We start from the raw sequence: 18,952 nt of genomic DNA, 5'->3' as shown, positions 1-18,952 counted from the left end.
GCTAAGTTTTCGAGGCTAGTAACTCTCCTCGGACGTACTGCAATACCTGATCTGCCGCATTCGACTGATGCCATTGAAATACTTCGACAATCTGCGGTATCTGGGCCGGTAGTTCGATGAACTTTAGCGCAAATTTCCCGCAAAATTCGACCGCCTGCTTCCGTTGCACCACCGAGACCCGGGCAGTCTTCTCGAGCATGTACGGGATAAGGGCGTGGCTTGGCACCGAGACCGACATGACTTTGAGATGACCATGCCGCTGGAGGAAGTGGTCGTCATGGGTCGGATTTCCGTTCTGTTGGAAGCGGACTATGACATGGGGCATTGCTAGGAAGTCCTCCAAGGACAGATCTTCGTACAAGCTTCTATTGTTTGCACATCCAAGAGCAACGTAGTCGTCGCGGAAGAACTCGGCCGAGGGGTGGCGAGCGGAAATGAACACGTCCGGAGCGATGAGCAAATCCACGGAATAACTCTCGATGGCCTCGTGAGGTGTGTCACTGATGCGGACGATCTCGAAGCTGAGGCCCGGTGCGGCATCGGCAAGCCTGGCGAGGCCCGGAGCCAGCGACACGATCGAAACGTAGTCCGACGCCATGATGCGGACGCGTCGCGTGGCCGCGCGCGGGTCGCTTCCGCTCTTCCGCAGAACGTCGCGTTCGATCCGCTGCAGGATGGCCCTGACTTTCGGCAGAAGCTCCATGGCATAGGGCGACGGCGCCAAGCTGCGGCCGGTTTGGACCAGCAGTTCGTCGCCCAGTTGTTCACGAAGCCGAGCCAGCGCGCTGCTGGTTGCCGATTGCGTGAGGTTAAGGCGTGCCGCAGCTTGCGTGACATTTTGCTCTGTCAGCAGGGCTTCGAGAGCCGCCAGCAGGTTAAGATCGAGGCCCTTGAAGCGCACTTCATCCGTCTTCGGGTGATCCATCCATGGAATCTATATCAACTACCGAATCAATTCGTTTCTGTCCATAGATGCGCCTTCGCTATGTTCCCCGACTGAAAAAAAGACTCGGCCTGACCGAGGAATAGACAAACCGGGGAGGATATCGTGGTTTTGGTGAATACGGCGCTCATCATCGGCGGTGGCATTGGCGGGCTAGCGACCGCGCTCGGACTGAAGCGCAAAGGGATCGACGTCGAGATCGTCGAGCGCATGGAGCAATCGCAGGTCTATCACGTCGGCATCATTGTCCAAGGCAACTTCCTGCATGCACTGGGGCGGCTCGGACTTGCCGAGAAGGCTATTGCCGCAGGCTTTCCCTACGACGGATTCCACAATTACGACGCCAATGGTAACTTCCTGTTCTCACAGCCGCCGATCTACATGGGCGACGGTGATTTTCCCGCCTTCCTAGGTCTGACACGGCCGGCGTTGCACGAGGTCCAACTGGACGCCGTGCGTGAGGAAGGAATTCCCCTGCGACTTGGCGTGACCTACGAGAAGCTGGAAGATCTGGGTGACAAGGTCAGCGTCACTTTCACCGACGGCAGCACCAAGTCTTACGACATCGTTATCGCCGCCGACGGGGTCAACTCGCCGACGCGCAAGCTGCTGTTCGGCGACAAGTACGAGCCGGCTTTTACTGGCCAGGGCGTGTGGCGCTACAACATTCCGCGTCCCGCCGATCTGAAGGACATGATGCTGTTCCGAGCCAAGCCAGGAGGCACCGCAGGGCTGGTCCCGCTGACCAAGAACACGATGTACCTATTCTACGTCGGGGGCGAGTCCGGCAACCCGTACTTCCCGCCTGAGACGCTTGCCAAAGAGCTTCAGGACCGGATTGCCGTCTATAAGGGGCCGATCGAATCCGTGCGTCCACACATCACTGATCCCAAGCTGGTGGTCTATCGCCCTCTCTTTGCCACGCTCGTTCGCGAGCCTTGGCACAGGGGCCGGATCGTTCTTTTGGGTGATGCCTGCCATGCCTCGACACCGCATATGGGTCAGGGCGCTGCGCTCGCGGTCGAGGATGCCGTTGTCCTCGCCGAGGAGCTGACCACGGCGAAAGACATCGACACGGCCTTGAGCAATCACTTCAACCGCCGCTTCGAACGCTGCAAGCAGGTAGTCGAAGGGTCGATGGCTATCGGCGCGCACGAGTTGGACCCAAATGACGGGCTGGACGTGCCCGCTCTGTTCGGCCGCGTCTACCAGACGCTTGCCCAGCCGCTGAGCCCTACCGCGCCAGCGCGGTCCAGTTTGGTCCAAGAACCAGTTTGATCCAAGAAGAAGGGACACCGGATGTTCTGGCTGTTTCCGACGAATTACGTCTGGAATCTTTCCGTCAATATCTCGATGCAGATGGGCGCCGAGATTGGCGAAATTGCCCGCATGGCCAATGGCCTTGTCGAAATCTCCAAGCAGGGCGATGACGAGGGCACGCTCGCATTCCTGACGGAATGGGAAAAGGTCGCGGACCAACTTATTGCGCAGGCGGATGCGGACAAGGCCAAAGGCCGAACTCTGTCGGCGGGAACGAAACTGCGGCGAGCTTCCAACTATCTGATGATTGCCGAGCGGATGCAGGCAGCGAGTTTCGGCGCACGTGGCGAGAAGTATCGCAAGATGCTGGATTGCTTTGAGGCGGCGATGGAACTGGGCGAAGAACCCTGCGCCCGTGTTGAAATTCCGTACGGCGACAAGCTCATCACCGGTCGGCTGACGCTGGCACCCGAAGCCGACAAATCTACGCCGATCGTCGTTCATGTGAACGGCCTCGATAGCTGCAAGGAGATGCTCTATTTCCTCGGCTCGCCTGTCGAGCTCCGGCGTCGAGGCATCTCGTCGCTCTGCATCGATCAACCCGGCACCGGCGAGGCTTTGCGCTTCCACGGCATGAAGGCGCGTTACGATGCAGAACACTGGGCCAGTTCGATTGTCGACTGGCTAGAGCTTCAGGACTTCTGTGACCCCAAACAGATCGGCTGCTGGGGTGTGTCGTTGGGTGGCTACTATTGCCCGCGCGCCGTCTCGGGGGAACCCCGCTTCGCCTGTGGAGCCGTGTTTGGCGCCAACCACAACTGGTTCGAGGTGCAAGAGCAGCGCCGCCGGAACGAGGGTGACCGGCCGGTACCTCATTACTGGGAACATGTCCGCTGGGTCTGGGGCGGAAAGGATATCGACGAGTTCATGGAGATCGCCAGCAACGTCCATCTGAACGGCCGGATGGAGATGATCCGCGTGCCTTTCCTCGTCACCCACGGCGCGGACGACCGCCAGATTCCGCTTAAATACGCGCACCAGGCCTATGAGCAATTGACGAACAGCCCTAAGCGCGAACTGGTGATCTTCACCGAGGAAACCGGCGGCGCGACGCATGCGGGCTGCGACAACGTCACCTACGGCAATTCCTACATCGCCGACTGGTTCGCCGAAACCTTCGCCGAGATTCGGAAGGGTGAGTTCAAGTGAGCGGCCAGCCCCAGGTTCCCTTCTCTCTGGCGATGTCCTCGGTTTCGGGAAGCGCGCCGTTCGTCGCGCTGGTGTTCGACGACGGGGCCGCCGTATCTTTACATTCGGTACGCGCGCTGGCGACGGAGCTTGGGCTCGTAGTGCCGCAAGGTACGGTTTTCGACCTGGTCGAAGACTGGGAGCGGGCCTTCCCTGCGCTCTGCGTTCTCGTGAACGCTCTCGCCTATAGCAAGACCGCACAAGGCCACCGCGGCAACTTTGTTGCCGAGGACCTGCTGACCATGGAGCGCCTTCTTCCGGAGGCACGACAGACATTCCGCATTGGCGACGGACCAGTACGCGCTCTTCCGGCTTCCGTGCAGGTCGGGGCATCTGCCTCGGTCCTTCTCGACGATGCGATGAAGGAGGCGCAGCCAAACCTCTGCCTCGGTGCCGTGATCGGCCGGATGTGCCGCCGCGTTGATGCCACCAATGCTCGCCATGCCATCGCGGGCTGGGCCCTGGCGACGGAATTGGTTCGAACCGGTGAGAACGGGCTGACCCGTTGCAGTGCACCTGGCTCGCTGATCCTGGGGCCGCTCTTCGTGCCGGCACCGTTTGCCGAGGGTCTCTTCGACGGCGAGGCCTTGCTTGCTCTGACCGGAGCGCCCGCACAGACGAGGCAGGTCAAGGGACTTGCCGAGGGTCTGGAGGACCAGATCGCGGCCCTGTCCGAATACAGCCTTCTGCTGCCTGGCGACGTGATTGTTAGCGGTCCGTCCGCCAACCCGTCGCTGTTCGCAGCGGACCAGATCGACACCATCGAGGCGGTTGCAGGTGGCTTCGGCCGCCAGACCGTCAGCTTGTTCTAGGAGGAGATACGATGGCGATCACTGGCATCGAGAGCCTTGTCTACGGCGTGAACGACGTGGACGAGTGCGTCCGGTTCTTCGAGGATTTCGGGCTTGTTCTCAAGGAACGCGACAATGCGTCCGCGCTCTTCGAACTGAACGAGGGAAGCAAGGTCCAAATCCGCTCCATCGACGACCCGGCTTTGCCCGAGACAGTCCTGCGCGACACAGGAGTGCGCGAAACGATCTGGGGCGTGGACACGGTAGAGAACCTCGAGGAACTCGTCCGCGGGCTCGAGACGGACCGGAAAGTGCGCCGTGACCCCGACGGTACAGTGCATTTCCACACCGACTGCGGGCTGGCGCTCGGGTTGCGTGTCTATAACAAGAAGAAGGTCGTCTACGGTCCCGACCCGATCAATGCTCCGGGCCACCCAAGCCGCCTCAACAACTCGCGCAAGTGGAAGACCCGAGCGCGGCCGAAGGTCATCACCCATGTCGTCTTCGCGGTTGAGGACTTCGTCAAGACTTACCGCTTCTTCGAGGAGCGGCTGAACTTCCGGCTTTCGGAATATCAGCTGACGTTTGGCATCTACATGCGCTGCGACGGCGCGAACGACCACCATAACCTGTTCCTGCTTGACATGCATAAGGCCGGTGCGCCCGGCTACCCAGTTTTCCACCACGCCAACTTCGGCGTCGAGGACATCGACGAGATCGGCGTCGGCACCAACTACATGGCGCGCAAGGGCTGGACGCCCGGGATGCTTGGCCACGGGCGTCACCGCATTGCCTCGGCGCTGTTCAGCTACTTCAAGTCGCCGACCGGCGGCGAAGCCGAGTACGGGTCCGACAGCGACTACCTCGACGACAACTACGTGCCGCGCGAGTGGAACGCTCTGTTTGGCATGCAGATCTGGATGTCGCAGCAGCCTGACTGGATCAAGAACGTCGATATCGAGTGGCATGTAAAGCACCTGCGCGACGGCATGCCTGATCACATAAGGTCCAAGGCGGACCTGCCCGCGAACGGAAAGATTGCCTAATGCGCCGCATCATAGATCTATCCGTATCTCTCGAGGCGGGTATCCCCTCGGATCCGCCCATGATGCTGCCGAAGATCGACTATTTCGCGCATGCCCAGACAGCGGAGCAGATCACCGCGTTCTTTCCTGGTCTGACCAGGAACGACCTGCCGGGCGGCGAGGGTTGGGCGGTCGAGACGCTGACGGTCTCGACACACAACGGCACGCATCTCGATGCGCCATACCACCACCATTCCACCATGAACGGCGGCGAGCGGGCGATCGCCATCGACGAGGTTCCGCTCGACTGGTGCTTCCGGCCGGGCGTGAAACTAGATCTCCGTCACCTTCCGGATGGCCATGTCGTGACCCCCGCCGAAATCGAGGCCGAGTTGGACAAGATCGGCCACGCCCTTCAGCCGTTCGACATCATCGTCGTGAATACCGCAGCCGGCGGACACTATGGCAAAGCTGATTACCTCTCGCGCGGCTGCGGGATCGGGCGCGCCGCCACCGAATGGCTGACCGAGCGCGGCGTGCGGGTGACCGGCACCGATGCCTGGTCCTGGGACGCACCCTTTGTCCACACAGAGAAACGCTGGGCGGAAACTCGCGATCCGAACCTCATTTGGGAAGGTCATCGCGCGTCGATGACCCGCGGTTACTGCCACATCGAAAAGATGGCGAACCTCGATCAGCTTCCGGGCGATGGATTCACCATCGCGTGCTTTCCTTTCAAGATCAAAGGCGCCTCGGCCGGGTTTACCCGCGCGGTCGCCATCATGAGCGACTGAGACCATGGCAAAGCCACCGACCATCATCACCTGCGCCATCACCGGCGCCATCCACACGCCGACAATGTCCGACCACCTTCCCTGGCGGCCGGAGGACATCATCGAGCAAGCCGTCGCGGCGGCCGAGGCCGGGGCGGCAATCCTGCACCTGCACGCTCGCCATCCGCAGACCGGCGCTCCCTCCATCGACCCCGCGCATTTCGGACTGATACTCCCGGCCATTGCCGCGCGGACGGATGCGATCATCAATATCTCGACGGGCGGCAGCCTCAAGGCGACGATTGACGAGCGGATCGGACCCGCGGCCGCCTATTCGCCCGAGATGTGTTCACTGAACATGGGCTCGATCAATTTCTCCTTCCATCCGCTCGCCCGGCGCTACAACAACTGGCAGCACGACTGGGAGCGCGACTATGTTGCGAATTCCGACGCCAACATCTTCCGAAACACCTTCCGCGACATCGAAGAGGCGGCAAAGGCGCTCGCTCCACATCGTATTCGCTTTGAACACGAGTGCTACGACGTTGGGCACCTCTACAACCTGAAGTTCTGCATGGATCAGGGGCTGTTCGAGGCCCCGGTTTTCCTGCAGTTCGTCATGGGAATTCTTGGGGGCATCGGTGCCGATATCGAAAACCTGATCACTATGAAGGCCGCTGCGGACCGGCTGTTCGGCGATAGCTATCGCTGGTCGATCCTGGGTGCTGGCAACGCGCAGATGCGCCTTGCGGCCGTCGCAGCCGCGATGGGCGGCAACGTCCGGGTCGGGCTGGAAGACAGCCTGTTCATCGCGCCGCGGCAGCTTGCGCTGTCGAACGCCGATCAGGTGCAAAAAGTACGTCAATTGATCGAGGCACTTGATCTCAAGGTCGCAAGACCGGATCAGGCACGCGAGATTCTAGTGCTTAAGGGTCGAGGCGCAACAGGCTTCTGACCGCTCGCGCAGACGCATGAGCCAAGACGAAGAAAACAAATAGGATCCAACATTTCAATGGTGAAGGCAGTGAAGAGCGCTGACTCAGTAGATGCGGATGTGGTCGCGGCGGAGATGCGAAAGGCTGCAGTCGACTATTTCGGCAATGCTGGCTCGATTCGCGTCGACGGCCGGGTTCTCTATCCCATAACGTTGTACCAAGTGAAATCCCGCAACGAGTCAAAGGGAGCCTGGGACTACTATAAAGCGGTCGGGAATGTAGAGGCTGATCGCGCGTTTCATCCGCTCAACGAAGGCGGTTGCTACCTTGTCAAGTAGGCTCAGTATACCGGCATCGCCTCTCCCGTGAAAGCAATTGGGCAATGCATCCGCTCTGGCAACCACCGGACTCCGACCTGCCGGCCCTCACCGAATGCGGCATGCGCGTTCTGGCTGCCATCGGACTTGCAGTGAATCTTGGAGCAATGCTCTCGATTTGGCTGGCGAGTTAGGTCGGACATCTAACGCAGTTGCGGCGCATCTCGTAAGCGTCCAAAGCTCGATCAGGGAGACAAGTGGTGAGATCTATAGGTCATCATGTCGACGGTGTGCGCCGCGTGAGCCGCTCGACGTTGGACCCGAAAAGGGCAAAACCGTCGGTTAGATCGCAACCCGAACTGAATGTCCGTATCGGTGGTTGCGTCTCCACGATTTGAACCTCCTGCAGTATCGGCTGAGCAGAATAGATTTGGCCAGCCCGCTGTTGCGGTCCGACTCAGAAGCGGCGGCAAACGAGATGAGCTATCGAGGAACGGATGGCGAGCGGAGCCACCTCCTGGGCCACGCTTCTCATCATCTGCATGACGCCGCCTTTCGAGGCCGCATAGTTGGCGTGTCCCGCCCAAGGTATCTCCTGGTGGTCGGAACTCATGCAGACAAGCTTGCCCGCCGCGACCGAAATGTCCTTCACGACACCTCGTCGCTTGAATTCACGTATGGCTTCGCTGGCGCAGAGAAATTGACCCGTGAGATTGACACCGATCACCTTGTTCCACTGCTTTGAACCTACCGGTCACATTGCGGTGTACAGCTGATCCCTTCGAGCGCTGGATCTCGCCATAGCACGCGAGGCGCACGAGCGGTGATCTAAGTCGCTGATCTCGCGTTTGGTTGTAAGATTTTTGGTGGGTCTGCGATTGGCCTCGGATTGTCGCCAGACAATCGAGATCGCGTATTGATGTTGTTGGCGCACCCAACACGGTTCGAATCTGTGACCTTCGCCTTCGGACTGCAACGAGCGCCGGATTTCATTCGAGTCATTCAAACCTTTGCATCGTCGCCTTGAGGTGCTGCAGGAATGTCATTGTGCTGGGAGATAGCGGGCGATCGCGCCTAGTGACTATTCCATAAGAGCCCATGATGGGTGGCAAGCTGATGGGCAATCTACATAGAAGACCGTGTCTGATATAGAAATTTGTGACGTCGGCGGGCATTACCGCGAGCATCTCGCTCTCCTGCAGGAGAGCTATCATTGTCATGATAGATGACGTCTCAACTACGTTGCGCGGTTCGCCTGGTCCGATTTGCGCGAAAATGGGCTCGAGCACTTTCCGCATCGGCGTGCCCAGCGGCAGCAGTGTCCAGGCGGATCCGGCGAGATTGCCCAGCCTCAATCGTTGAGAGCCTGCGAGGGCATGGCCGGGGCGCGCAACGATCTGAATCGGTTCCTCGGTCAGCTCCTCGTAGTTGAATTCCGGCCGGTCGGCGAGCACCAGCGGACGCGCCAGCAGAACGTCGAGCTCGCCTTTTGCAAGTGCCGGCACCAGCGCATCGCTAGTTCCGACGTCGATGGTGACGGAGAGTCCGGGATGTTGTTGCTTGAGGCGAGCTACCGCCCGTGCCAGCAGCAGCGGGATCGCGCTGATGACCGCTCCTATCCGGATCCTGCCGGTCCCACCCGAGGACAGCGACTGCAGCTCGAGCCGCGTTCGATTCAAGTCCGCCAGAACCAGACGGGCGTGGCGAATGATGACGTCGCCATAGATGGTCGGCTGCATGCCGCGTCGGCCGCGCTCGAACAGAGCCAACCCGACATTATTCTCCAGATCCTGCAGCAGCTTGGTTGCGGTCGGCTGGGTCATGTTCAGCGCAGCCGCGGCCTTGCGCAGGCTTCTCGCTTCGCTCAACGCGATCAGCAGCAGCAATTGGCGGCTCTTCAACCGCCGGAGCATGGCAACGCCCTCGCTGGAGTCGCGGTCGATGTAATCGAGGGCAGTCACCATCATCGCCTCGTGCGTGATACTAAAAACGATATCACTATATCACATATTGCGATTATTCGGGAATATGACACTTCTTTATGGTGCTCCCCCAACACACAGGCCGGCGGCACGCATCGCCAGCCAGGGGGATCACACTCCTTTCAGCGCCAGATCTGGCGACCTGGAGTGTGGCGCCCCCGATCCCGGAATTTGGTCCGCCCGGACCACGACGGACAAAAGGGGAAACGCCATGACGGAATTGGACCAAGCCCATGCCGGCCTCGCGCGCGACGGCATCGCCATACGCAGTGCCAGCACTGTGCGCTGGCGCATCTTCGGCATCATTTTTTTGCTCGTGGTGATCAATCTGATTGACCGGGTGACGCTCTCCATCGCGATGCCGACCATCGCCAAGGAATTCGCTATCGAGCCAGCGATGCAGGGCCTGTTGCTGAGCGCCTTCTTCTGGAGTTACGCGCTGCTGCAAATTCCCGGCGGCTGGCTGATCGACCGCTTCGGGCCACGCGTCCTGATCGCCGGTGCCACGATCGGTTGGGGATTCTTCCAGGCGGTCGCCGGCGTGGCCACCGGCGGGGTCTCGCTGTTGCTGAGCCGCATCGGTCTCGGGGCCGCCGAGGCGCCTCTGTTCCCGGCGGGCGCCAAGCTCAATTCAATCTGGCTGTCGTCGCAGGAACGCGCCCGCGGGGCGGTCCTCGTCGACAGCGGCGCGCCGCTCGGTGCGGCGTTCGGCGGAGTCATCATCGCCTCGTTGATCCTCTCGCTCGGCTCCTGGCGCACCGCGTTTGTTGTCGCCGGCCTCGCCACCATGCTGCTTGGTGCGCTTGCCTGGTGGTATCTGCGCGACAATCCGGCCGATCATCCCGGCGTTAATGCCGGCGAGCTCGCCGCGATCAAGTCCGCCGCGTCGGCATCACAAGTCGCGCCGGTCGTGGGATCGCGCAGCCTTGGCAAGGGCTCGTTCGCCGCGATCCTGCTTGGCCGGATGAGCTGGGCGATGATCAATTTCGGTTTGCTGACTTGGGGCCCGAGCTATCTGGCGCAGGCGAGGGGCTTCGATCTCAAGCAGATGGGCGGGGCGACCTTTGCGATCTTCCTCGCCGGCATGTTCGGCTCGCTGACCAGCGGCTTCCTGGTGGACTGGCTGCATGCGCGCGGCTTTGCCCGCGGCGTGGTGTACAAGTGGGCGCTCGGCCTCACCGGCCTCGGCGTGATGCTGTCGTTCCTTGCCCTGCCGCAGATCGCCGATCCAATCGCCGCCGTGGCGCTGCTGTCAGCGACGTTGTTCCTTCTCTATTTCGGCAGCCTGTACTGGAGCCTGCCGGCCATCCTGGCGCCGAAGGACCGGGTCGGCATCGTCGGCGGCGCGATGAACTTCGCCGGCAGCGCCAGCGGCATTGCCATTCCCATCATCACCGGCCTGATCCTCCAGGCGACCGGCGCCTATCTGATGGTGCTGTATTTCTTCGCCGCCTGCGCTGCGCTCTATGTGGTGGGCTCGCTGCTGATCGACTTCAAGCAGGCCGAGGCGCGCCGATGACGAATGACACGCTCTGGAGCGGCCCCATTGTCGACGCCCACCAGCATTTCTGGGATCCATTCACGAATCCTCATCCCTGGCTGCGGTCCGAAGCCAGGATCCCGTTCCGCTATGGCGATTACTCCGCGATCAAGCGGCGCTATCTGCCCGGCCATTATCTCGCCGATGCCTACGGGCATGACGTTCGGGAAACCGTCTACGTCGAGACGGAGTGGGATCCATCGTCACCGATCGACGAGACGCGTTACGCGACGTCCATCGCGGAGCGTTTCGGTTTGCCGAGCGCCATCGTCGCCCAGGCTTGGCTGGATCGCGGCGACGCATCTTCGGTGATCGCGGCGCAGGCGGCGTTTCCGTTGGTGCGCAGCGTGCGCCACAAGCCGGGGGGCCCGACAAGCCTCGATCAGGTCGGCCACCTTCGCACATTGATGTCCGACGACACCTGGCGGCGCGGTTATGCGCTGTTGGGGTGTCACGGTCTGCATTTCGATCTGCAGACGCCATGGTGGAATCTCCACGAGGCGGTGCGCCTCGCGCGCGACTTCCCACGGACGACGATCGTCCTCAATCATGCCGGACTGCCGTCGGACCGCAGCGTCGAGGGGCTGAAGGGCTGGCACGCTGCGATGGCGGACTTCGCCGAGCAGCCAAATGTCCGGGTCAAGATTTCCGGTATCGGTCAGCCGAGCCGGCCATGGACCGTGGAGGGCAACCGCTGGATCGTCGAGGAGATCATCGCCATGTTCGGCCCGGCGCGCGCCATGTTCGCCAGCAACTTCCCGGTCGACAGCCTGTGCGGCACGTTCGACGACATCATGGGCGGCTTCAAGCGGATCGCGTCGCGCTACCCGATCGAGGACCAGCGACGGCTGTTTTGCGATACCGCCCGCGAAGTCTATCGCACCGGCGCGCATCCACGCGCCGCTGCGGCGCAATGAGATGCGAACGTTCGACCGGCCGCATCGCGCCGGGACCGGAATAGAAGAAGGGATCTAGCTATGAACGTCAACGACACCGCCGCATCGCACCCGCCGCGCATCGCGCTGGCAGTCGGTTGTCCTGCGGGAATCGCGCCAGAGCTGACGGCCCGGATGCTGGCGGATTCCGCGGTCACGTCGGCAGCGCAGATCGTGACGGTCGGCGATCGCCGAGTCATCGCGCGCGGCGCCGAAGTCGCGGGCGTGAGCCTCGATCTGCGCTACATCACGCCCGACGCGCCGCTGCCGGAAAACTCGGCGCGGCCGGTGTTCATCGATTTGGGCAATCTCGATCCGGCGACCATCTCCGTCGGCAACCTGTCGGAGGCGGCCGGCCGCAGCGCGCTGGCCAATTTCAAGCACGCGCTCGCGCTTGGCCTACGCGGCGAGGCCGATGCGGTAGCGTTCAGCCCATTCAACAAGGCGTCGATGCGCCTTGTCCACCCGGGCTATGAGGACGAGATCGTGTTCGTCACCGAGATGCTCGGTTTCAAGGGAATTGCCAGCGAGTTCAACATCCTGCCCGACTTGTGGAATGCGCGGGTGACCTCGCATGTGCCGATCTCCGCCGTTGCGTCGTTGATCACTTTCGATAACGTGCTGCGCGGGCTGCGCCTCACCGACCAAGCGATGCGTGAGGGCGGTTATCAGGCACCGCGCATCGCGGTGGCTGGTCTCAACCCCCATGCCGGCGACGGCGGCAATTTCGGTCGCGAAGAGATCGATGTCATTGGTCCCGTGGTCGCAGCCGGACAGGCCGAAGGCATCATCTGCCACGGGCCGCTGCCGCCCGACACGGTCTTCGTCCGCGCGCGAAAGGGCGAGTTCGACGCAGTGCTGACCATGTATCACGACCAAGGCCAGGTCGCGATGAAGCTGATCGGCTTCGATCAAGGCGTTACCATGCTCGGCGGCTTTCCTTTCCCGCTGCTCACCGCGGCGCATGGCTCGGCCTACGATATCGCCGGCGAGGGTATCGCCGATCCCGGCGCGCTGCGCGCCGCGCTGCTACTTGCCGCCGAGATGGGCGCGCGTCGACGGGCCAGCCTTCAAAGCCGGTGGAATTCGTGGTGACCGACCAATTTGCCGGCGTGGTGCAGGCCATCATCGCCAACCTTCTCGGCTAGGGCGCTGCCGTCGACGATGGAACTTCGGCCTACTCTGGCGGCGCAGCGCCGAAAAATTCGCCGCGCCGGCCAAGATCCAACCGGTACTGCCTCCGTGACCCAAGTTTGCGTCTTCAAGCGAGATCCATCCATGATTGAGATACCCTCATGACAATGTGCCCGTCCGTTGCCTTCCTCGGCATCGGCCTGATGGGGGGACCCCAAGCCCGAAACCTGCTGAAGGCCGGCTTTGCTGTCACCGCCTGGAATCGATCGCCGGCCAAGGCCGAGGCTCTCGTGCCGCTCGGTGCGCAAGTGGCAGCGACGCCGGCGGAGGCGGTGCACGGCGCCGACATCACCATCATCATGCTGGAGAACGGTCCGATCGTCGCCGACGTGCTGTTTGCGAACGGGGCTGCCGAGGCATTGGCGCCAGGGTCCGTCGTGGTTGATATGAGTTCTATCAAGCCGGCCGAGGCGATCGACCATGCGCGCCGACTGGCCGCGTCCGGCATCGTGCACCTCGACGCTCCGGTCTCTGGCGGCACGGTCGGTGCCGAGCAGGGAACGCTCGCAATCATGGCCGGCGGCGACGCGGGCGCCTTTGCCAAGGCCGAGCCCGTGCTGCGCGCCATGGGCCGCCCGGTCCATGTCGGGCCTGCCGGCGCCGGCCAGTTCGCCAAGCTGGCCAACCAGGTGATCGTCGGCGTCACCATCGGCGCCGTCGCCGAAGCTTTGATGCTGGCGCAGCAGGGCGGCGCCGATCCCGGCAAGGTGCGCGAAGCCTTGCGCGGCGGCTTTGCCGAGAGCCGCATTCTCGAACTGCACGCGCAACGCATGATCGACCGTGACTTCGTCACCAAGGGACGATCGGTCACGCATCTGAAGGACCTCGATAATGCGCTTGACGCGGCGCGGCGCCTCGAGATCGCGACTGTCCCCTTTACCGCACTGACAGCCGACCTGTTCCGCGGCCTGTTGGCCAACGCCGGCGATCTCGATCACAGCGGGCTGATCGTCGAGCTTGAACGGCGCAACGGCATCGCCGCCTGATTGCCTGCCGCTGGAGACGATGATGACCTCGAAAACCACCCGCCGCAGCCAGGCCTGGTTCGGTCGGCAAGACAAGATGGGCTTTTACTATCGCTCGTTCCTGAAGAACAGCGGCGCGCCGCAGGATCAATTCGACGGACGCCCGGTGATCGGCATCTGCAATACCTGGTCCGAGCTCAATCCCTGTAACGCGCATTTCCGCACCATCGCCGAACATGTCCGCCTCGGCGTACTCGATGCCGGCGGTTTTCCGCTCGAGTTTCCGGTCTCCTCGCTTGGCGAGGTTACGATGCGACCGACCGCGATGCTGTTTCGTAACCTCGCCTCCATGGACGTGGAAGAGGGCATCCGCGCGCATCCGCTGGACGGTGTGGTGCTGCTGATGGGCTGCGACAAGACCACGCCGGCATTGCTGATGGGCGCGGCCAGCGCCGACCTGCCGACCATCGGCGTGTCGGGCGGCCCGCAATTGCGCGGCATGTACCAGGGCCGCGCCATCGGCTCCGGTACCAACATCATCTCCATGAGCGAGCAACTGCGCGCGGGCGAGATCACGCTCGATGAGTTCCATGAAGCCGAGAGCGCGATGAACCGCTCGAGCGGCCACTGCATGACCATGGGCACCGCCTCCAGCATGGCCTCGATGGTCGAGGCGCTCGGTGTCGGGCTGCCGGGCAACGCCGCGATCCCCGCGGTCGACGCACGTCGCAACAATCTTGCCCGTATGGCGGGGCGGCGCATCGTCAGCATGGTCGAGGAAGACCTGGTGCTGTCGAAGATCCTGACGCGGTCAGCGTTCGAGAACGCCATCCGCACGCTGGCTGCGATCGGCGGATCGACCAATGCCGTGGTGCATCTGCTTGCCATCGCGGGTCGCATTGGGGTCGAGCTCACGTTGGAGGATTTCGATCGCCTTGGACGCGACGTGCACTGCCTCGTCGATCTGATGCCGTCCGGCCGCTTCCTGATGGAGGATTTTTACTACGCCGGCGGCTTGCCTGCGGTGCTGCGCACGCTTGGCGAGAAGGGGCTGCTGCACAAGAATGCGCCGACGGTGAACGGCGCCACGATCTGGGACAATGTGAAGGACGCGCCGTGCTGGAACAGCGACGTCATCACTCCGTTCGAAACGCCATTCAAGCCCGCCGCTGGCATCGCGATTCTGCGCGGCAATCTCGCGCCCAATGGCGCCGTGATCAAGCCGTCGGCGGCGTCGCCTGAGCTGATGAAGCACACCGGCCGCGCCGTGGTGTTCGAGTCGATCGAGGACCTGCATCACCGCATCGACGACGACGATCTCGATATCGATGCGAGTTGCATGATGGTGCTCAAGCATTGCGGGCCGAAGGGTTATCCCGGCATGGCGGAGGTCGGCAATATGCCGCTGCCGCGCAAGCTGCTGCGCCAGGGCGTGCGCGACATGGTCCGGATTTCCGACGCGCGCATGTCCGGCACCGCCTACGGCACCGTGGTGCTGCATGTGGCGCCGGAGGCCTCGGACGGCGGGCCGCTGGCGCTGGTTGAGAACGGCGATCTGATCACGCTCGATGTGGCCGCGCGGCAGCTGCATCTGCACGTGGACCAGGCGACGCTGCGCGCCCGCCGCGCGGCCTGGACGCCGCCGGCTCCGCATGCCGAGCGCGGTTACGCAAAACTCTACATCGACCACGTGCTGCAGGCCGACCGCGGCGCTGACCTCGACTTCCTTGTCGGCAAATCCGGCTCGCCGGTGCCGCGCGACAATCACTGAACGGCAGCGCCGATCGAACGCCACATCTTCGCAGGAGACGCAGCATGACTCTGCTTCAAAGACCCTACCGCGGCGTCTTTCCGGTCGCGCCGACCGTCTTCGACGCGCGCGGCAACCTCGATCTCGACGGTCAGCGCCGCTGCATCGACTTCATGATCGACGCCGGCTCTAATGGCATCTGCATCCTCGCGAATTTCTCCGAGCAGTTCGTGCTGACCGACGCCGAGCGCGACAGTGTGATGCATGCGGTGCTCGATCAGGTTGCCGGCCGTGTGCCGGTCATCGTCACGACGACGCATTTCAGCTCGGCGGTGTGCGCGTCACGCAGCCGGCAAGCCGAGGCGGCAGGTGCTGCCATGGTGATGGTGATGCCGCCCTATCACGGGGCGACATTCCGCGTCCCGGAGGCAAGTATCTACGAATTCTATCGTACCGTGTCGGATGCGATCCGCATTCCCATCATGATCCAGGATGCGCTGGTCGCCGGCACGCCGCTCTCGGTCGACCTGCTGGCGCGGATGGCGAAGGAGCTCGGCAACGTCAGTTACTTCAAGATCGAGGTGCCGATGGCTGCCGCCAAGCTCCGCGGCCTCATCGCCGCGGGCGGCAACGCCGTCGAGGGACCGTGGGACGGCGAAGAGGCGATCACGCTGCTGGCCGATCTCGATGCCGGGGCAACCGGCGCCATGACCGGCGGCGGTTATCCCGACGGCATCCGCCAGATCGTCGATCCCTATCTCGCCGGGCGGCGCGAGGAGGCCATGGCGGCGTATGCGCGCTGGCTGCCGCTGATCAACTACGAAAACCGCCAGTGCGGCCTCAACGCATGCAAGGTTCTGATGCATGAGGGTGGCGTGATCCGCTCGGATGCGGTCCGCCATCCGCTACAGCCTTTGCACCCGGCGACCCGCGCCGGTCTCATTGAAATCGCCCGCCAGCTCGATCCGATCGTGCTGCGTTGGGGCCGTTGACCCCACCAGGAACGGAGACATGTCTGAAGTGCACAAGAATTTCATCGGCGGCGAATGGCTCGCCGGCAGCAAAGTCACGCGCAACATCAACCCCTCCGATACCGACGATGTGGTCGGCGAATATGCCCAGGCCGATACGGCGCAGGCGGCGCAGGCCATCGCCGCGGCGAAAGCCGCCGCGTCCAGCTGGGCGCGCTCGACGCCGCAAGAACGCCACGACGTACTGAAGAGAATCTCCGACGAGATCCTCGCGCGCAGGGAGGAACTCGGCGCGCTGCTCGCGCGGGAGGAGGGTAAGACGCGGCCCAAAGGTATCGGCGAGGTGACGCGCGCCGGCCAGATCTTCGATTTCTTCGCCGGCGAGGCACTTCGGTTGGTCGGTGAGAAGGTGCCGAGTGTGCGGCCGGGCGTCGACGTCGAAATGACGCGCGAGGCCGTCGGCGTCGTCGGCATTATCTCGCCGTGGAATTTTCCGATCGCAATCCCGGCCTGGAAGATTGCGCCGGCGCTCTGCTACGGCAATGCCGTCGTGTTCAAGCCGGCCGATCTGGTGCCGGGCTCGGCGCATGCGCTCGCCGCGATCATCGCGCGCTCCGGGCTGCCAAGGGGCGTGTTCAACCTGGTGATGGGCCGCGGCTCCGTCGTCGGCGAAGCGCTTCTCGCCAGCCGCGACGTCGACGCGATCACTTTCACCGGTTCGGTTTCGACGGGCCGCAAGGTGGCGAGCGCCTGTGTGGCGCGGATGGCCAAATTCCAGCTCGAGATGGGCGGCAAGAATCAGCTGGTGGTGCTCGACGACGCCGACATCAAGGTCGCGGTCGAATGCGCGGTCAATGGCGCCTTCTTCTCCACCGGCCAGCGCTGCATCGCCTCGTCGCGGCTGATCGTAACGCAGGGCATCCACGATCGCTTCGTCGATGCCATGGTCGAGCGCATCAAGGGCCTGGTGGTCGATGACGCGTTGAACGCGGGCACCGATATCGGTCCGGTGGTCGATCAGTCGCCGCTCGACCAGGACCTGTCCTACCTGAAGATCGGCCACGACGACGGCGCCAGGCTCGCGCTGGGGCGGCGAGCGGATGAACCGCGAGAAACCGGGCTTCTACATGGCGCCGGCCCTGTTCACCGAGGCGACCAAAAGCATGCGCATCGCGCGTGAGGAGATCTTCGGCCCGGTTGCCGCGGTGATCCGCGTCAAGGACTACGATGAGGCGCTGGCGACCGCCAATGACACCGAATTCGGTCTCGCCTCAGGCATCTGCACCACCAGCCTGAAATACGCCACCCACTACAAGCGCAATGCCGAGGCCGGCATGGTGATGGTCAACCTGCCGACGGCGGGCGTCGACTACCACGTGCCGTTCGGCGGCCGGAAGGGATCGAGCTACGGTCCGCGCGAGCAGGGCAGATATGCCGCCGAGTTCTACACCTCAGTGAAGACGGGCTACACGGCGGCGTAGAGCATCGAGAACACTCAGAATGCTGCTCGACCCTGCCAACCACTGAATGCGCCGCGATGCCGGGAGGCAAAGCCCCATTTCCGCCGTAGCTCAAACACTAGGTTTTAGCCCGCAGAAGTGAAAAAATGCTTATCCTTCAATGGGGATTGACTGACCACTCTCTCCGCCATTTGCACGATTTTGTACGCCAGGCTACGATCTTCTACGATCCTAAACAGCGCGGTTAAGCGCCTATCAGGCCGTGTCGGCGATCTCTTGGATCATTCCCCCGCGATTGGCTTCCTGCCGCTGCTCGCGGATGCGGTCGGCGACAAGCATGCTGTCAAACACCCTCCTGGAGGCCGGTCGCCGTGCTTTGCGCGGTCAAGCCGCCAGCAACAGCGCGGGAAGGTTCAGTGGGCAGAAGCCGAATTGGCGCCATTGGCCTATTCGCAGATGCAGGTCGTAGCCCAGGCTGTTGAGGGCACGGGAAGTCTGGACGACGTCGCGCTCTCTGAGTTCACGCGACGCACGGTGTTCTCGACAGTTATGGGCAGCATCACCTTCGGGTCGCGCGGCGAGTGGAGCATCCCCGCGTGTTGCAGGTGCAGTTCCAGAGTGTCGTTGGCAATAGTGTCGGCCAATTCAGAGACGGCTCATGGCAAATCGTCGTCGCTCCGCAGGAAATGGCGTCGGGAGTGTTGATCTATACGTTCGCGAACGCTCGAGGAATCTAGGCCGCGCATATCACTTACCCACCTCGGCTCAGTGCTCAACTCAGACAGCTGCAGTGCCGACAACGTCCGGAGCTTTTCCGAAACACTCGATCAGCATTTCGGTGAGGATTCTTATCTTGCGAGCGG

General features: G+C 62.6%; 15 protein-coding genes and 2 pseudogenes. 14 read left to right on the top strand and 3 right to left on the bottom strand.

Annotation, left to right across the window (positions count from 1 at the left end; all coding sequences use genetic code 11):
• Position 1: 1 nt before the first annotated feature.
• Entirely contained in the window at positions 2-925 is a 924-nt protein-coding gene (locus AC5ZGW_RS34690; protein WP_130226417.1) for a LysR family transcriptional regulator, read from the bottom strand.
• Positions 926-1,048: 123 nt separating this feature from the next.
• On the opposite strand from AC5ZGW_RS34690, the gene AC5ZGW_RS34685 reads away from it, so the two are divergent.
• Genes AC5ZGW_RS34685 through AC5ZGW_RS34655 form a run of 7 tightly spaced genes read left to right on the top strand, consistent with a single transcriptional unit; the run spans position 1,049 to position 7,313 of the window.
• A complete protein-coding gene (locus tag AC5ZGW_RS34685; protein ID WP_130226418.1) occupies positions 1,049-2,221 on the top strand; it encodes an FAD-dependent monooxygenase in 1,173 nt (390 codons plus the stop codon).
• A gap of 21 nt (positions 2,222-2,242) precedes the next feature.
• On the top strand, positions 2,243-3,412 hold the full coding sequence (locus tag AC5ZGW_RS34680) for an alpha/beta hydrolase family protein (protein ID WP_130226419.1): 1,170 nt from the start codon (positions 2,243-2,245) through the stop codon (positions 3,410-3,412).
• Complete coding sequence (locus AC5ZGW_RS34675; protein ID WP_130226420.1) at positions 3,409-4,263, top strand: fumarylacetoacetate hydrolase family protein; 855 nt, start codon at positions 3,409-3,411, stop codon at positions 4,261-4,263. Before AC5ZGW_RS34680 ends, AC5ZGW_RS34675 begins: the two co-directional genes overlap by 4 nt.
• 11 nt (positions 4,264-4,274) lie before the next feature.
• Entirely contained in the window at positions 4,275-5,288 is a 1,014-nt protein-coding gene (locus AC5ZGW_RS34670) for a VOC family protein (RefSeq protein WP_130226421.1), read from the top strand.
• On the top strand, positions 5,288-6,061 hold the full coding sequence (locus tag AC5ZGW_RS34665) for a cyclase family protein (RefSeq protein WP_130226422.1): 774 nt from the start codon (positions 5,288-5,290) through the stop codon (positions 6,059-6,061). Before AC5ZGW_RS34670 ends, AC5ZGW_RS34665 begins: the two co-directional genes overlap by 1 nt.
• Positions 6,062-6,065: 4 nt before the next feature.
• Positions 6,066-6,995, top strand: coding sequence for a 3,5-dioxohexanoate:acetyl-CoA acetone transferase (kce, locus tag AC5ZGW_RS34660; protein WP_130226423.1), 930 nt, complete (start codon positions 6,066-6,068; stop codon positions 6,993-6,995).
• A 57-nt stretch (positions 6,996-7,052) separates the two neighbouring features.
• Positions 7,053-7,313: a hypothetical protein gene (locus tag AC5ZGW_RS34655; RefSeq protein ID WP_130226424.1), complete on the top strand. Its 261-nt coding sequence runs from the start codon at positions 7,053-7,055 to the stop codon at positions 7,311-7,313.
• Between the two features lie 436 nt (positions 7,314-7,749).
• On the opposite strand, the pseudogene AC5ZGW_RS34650 reads toward AC5ZGW_RS34655, so the two are convergent.
• Together AC5ZGW_RS34650 and AC5ZGW_RS34645 are read right to left on the bottom strand one after the other, a co-directional pair.
• A pseudogene (locus AC5ZGW_RS34650) lies at positions 7,750-8,025 on the bottom strand (SDR family NAD(P)-dependent oxidoreductase); the annotation flags it as partial.
• A gap of 265 nt (positions 8,026-8,290) precedes the next feature.
• Positions 8,291-9,178, bottom strand: a complete 888-nt coding sequence (locus tag AC5ZGW_RS34645; RefSeq protein ID WP_245474751.1) for a LysR family transcriptional regulator — start codon at positions 9,176-9,178, stop codon at positions 8,291-8,293.
• A 307-nt stretch (positions 9,179-9,485) separates the two neighbouring features.
• Between AC5ZGW_RS34645 and AC5ZGW_RS34640 the strand changes: the two genes are divergently transcribed.
• From AC5ZGW_RS34640 to AC5ZGW_RS34610, 7 genes and pseudogenes are all read left to right on the top strand, one after another.
• Positions 9,486-10,793 (top strand): MFS transporter, encoded by a 1,308-nt coding sequence (locus AC5ZGW_RS34640; RefSeq protein ID WP_130226426.1) that lies wholly within the window; start codon positions 9,486-9,488, stop codon positions 10,791-10,793.
• A complete protein-coding gene (locus tag AC5ZGW_RS34635; protein WP_130226427.1) occupies positions 10,790-11,731 on the top strand; it encodes an amidohydrolase family protein in 942 nt (313 codons plus the stop codon). The genes AC5ZGW_RS34640 and AC5ZGW_RS34635 overlap by 4 nt, the downstream gene beginning before the upstream one ends.
• A 60-nt stretch (positions 11,732-11,791) precedes the next feature.
• Entirely contained in the window at positions 11,792-12,844 is a 1,053-nt protein-coding gene (locus AC5ZGW_RS34630) for a 4-hydroxythreonine-4-phosphate dehydrogenase PdxA (RefSeq protein WP_130226428.1), read from the top strand.
• A 200-nt stretch (positions 12,845-13,044) separates the two neighbouring features.
• A complete protein-coding gene (locus tag AC5ZGW_RS34625; protein WP_130226429.1) occupies positions 13,045-13,929 on the top strand; it encodes an NAD(P)-dependent oxidoreductase in 885 nt (294 codons plus the stop codon).
• A 19-nt stretch (positions 13,930-13,948) separates the two neighbouring features.
• Complete coding sequence (locus AC5ZGW_RS34620) at positions 13,949-15,679, top strand: IlvD/Edd family dehydratase (RefSeq protein WP_130226435.1); 1,731 nt, start codon at positions 13,949-13,951, stop codon at positions 15,677-15,679.
• 44 nt (positions 15,680-15,723) lie between these two features.
• Positions 15,724-16,650: a dihydrodipicolinate synthase family protein gene (locus AC5ZGW_RS34615; protein WP_130226430.1), complete on the top strand. Its 927-nt coding sequence runs from the start codon at positions 15,724-15,726 to the stop codon at positions 16,648-16,650.
• A 19-nt stretch (positions 16,651-16,669) separates the two neighbouring features.
• Positions 16,670-18,110 (top strand): annotated as a pseudogene (locus AC5ZGW_RS34610) (aldehyde dehydrogenase family protein).
• Positions 18,111-18,952: the final 842 nt, after the last annotated feature.

Source organism: Bradyrhizobium sp. Crot121, assembly GCF_059512385.1.
This window is presented reverse-complemented; position numbering and strand designations above follow the sequence as displayed.

What these genes read in the sequence shown, in the direction of transcription:
- AC5ZGW_RS34635 (WP_130226427.1), top strand. Translation starts at nt 10,790, where the DNA reads ATGACGAATGACACGCTCTGGAGCGGCCCCATTGTCGACGCCCACCAG.
- AC5ZGW_RS34640 (WP_130226426.1), top strand. Translation starts at nt 9,486, where the DNA reads ATGACGGAATTGGACCAAGCCCATGCCGGCCTCGCGCGCGACGGCATC.
- AC5ZGW_RS34690 (WP_130226417.1), bottom strand. Translation starts at nt 925, where the DNA reads ATGGATCACCCGAAGACGGATGAAGTGCGCTTCAAGGGCCTCGATCTT.
- AC5ZGW_RS34620 (WP_130226435.1), top strand. Translation starts at nt 13,949, where the DNA reads ATGATGACCTCGAAAACCACCCGCCGCAGCCAGGCCTGGTTCGGTCGG.
- AC5ZGW_RS34655 (WP_130226424.1), top strand. Translation starts at nt 7,053, where the DNA reads ATGGTGAAGGCAGTGAAGAGCGCTGACTCAGTAGATGCGGATGTGGTC.
- AC5ZGW_RS34670 (WP_130226421.1), top strand. Translation starts at nt 4,275, where the DNA reads ATGGCGATCACTGGCATCGAGAGCCTTGTCTACGGCGTGAACGACGTG.
- AC5ZGW_RS34630 (WP_130226428.1), top strand. Translation starts at nt 11,792, where the DNA reads ATGAACGTCAACGACACCGCCGCATCGCACCCGCCGCGCATCGCGCTG.
- AC5ZGW_RS34615 (WP_130226430.1), top strand. Translation starts at nt 15,724, where the DNA reads ATGACTCTGCTTCAAAGACCCTACCGCGGCGTCTTTCCGGTCGCGCCG.
- kce (WP_130226423.1), top strand. Translation starts at nt 6,066, where the DNA reads ATGGCAAAGCCACCGACCATCATCACCTGCGCCATCACCGGCGCCATC.
- AC5ZGW_RS34625 (WP_130226429.1), top strand. Translation starts at nt 13,045, where the DNA reads ATGACAATGTGCCCGTCCGTTGCCTTCCTCGGCATCGGCCTGATGGGG.
- AC5ZGW_RS34665 (WP_130226422.1), top strand. Translation starts at nt 5,288, where the DNA reads ATGCGCCGCATCATAGATCTATCCGTATCTCTCGAGGCGGGTATCCCC.
- AC5ZGW_RS34680 (WP_130226419.1), top strand. Translation starts at nt 2,243, where the DNA reads ATGTTCTGGCTGTTTCCGACGAATTACGTCTGGAATCTTTCCGTCAAT.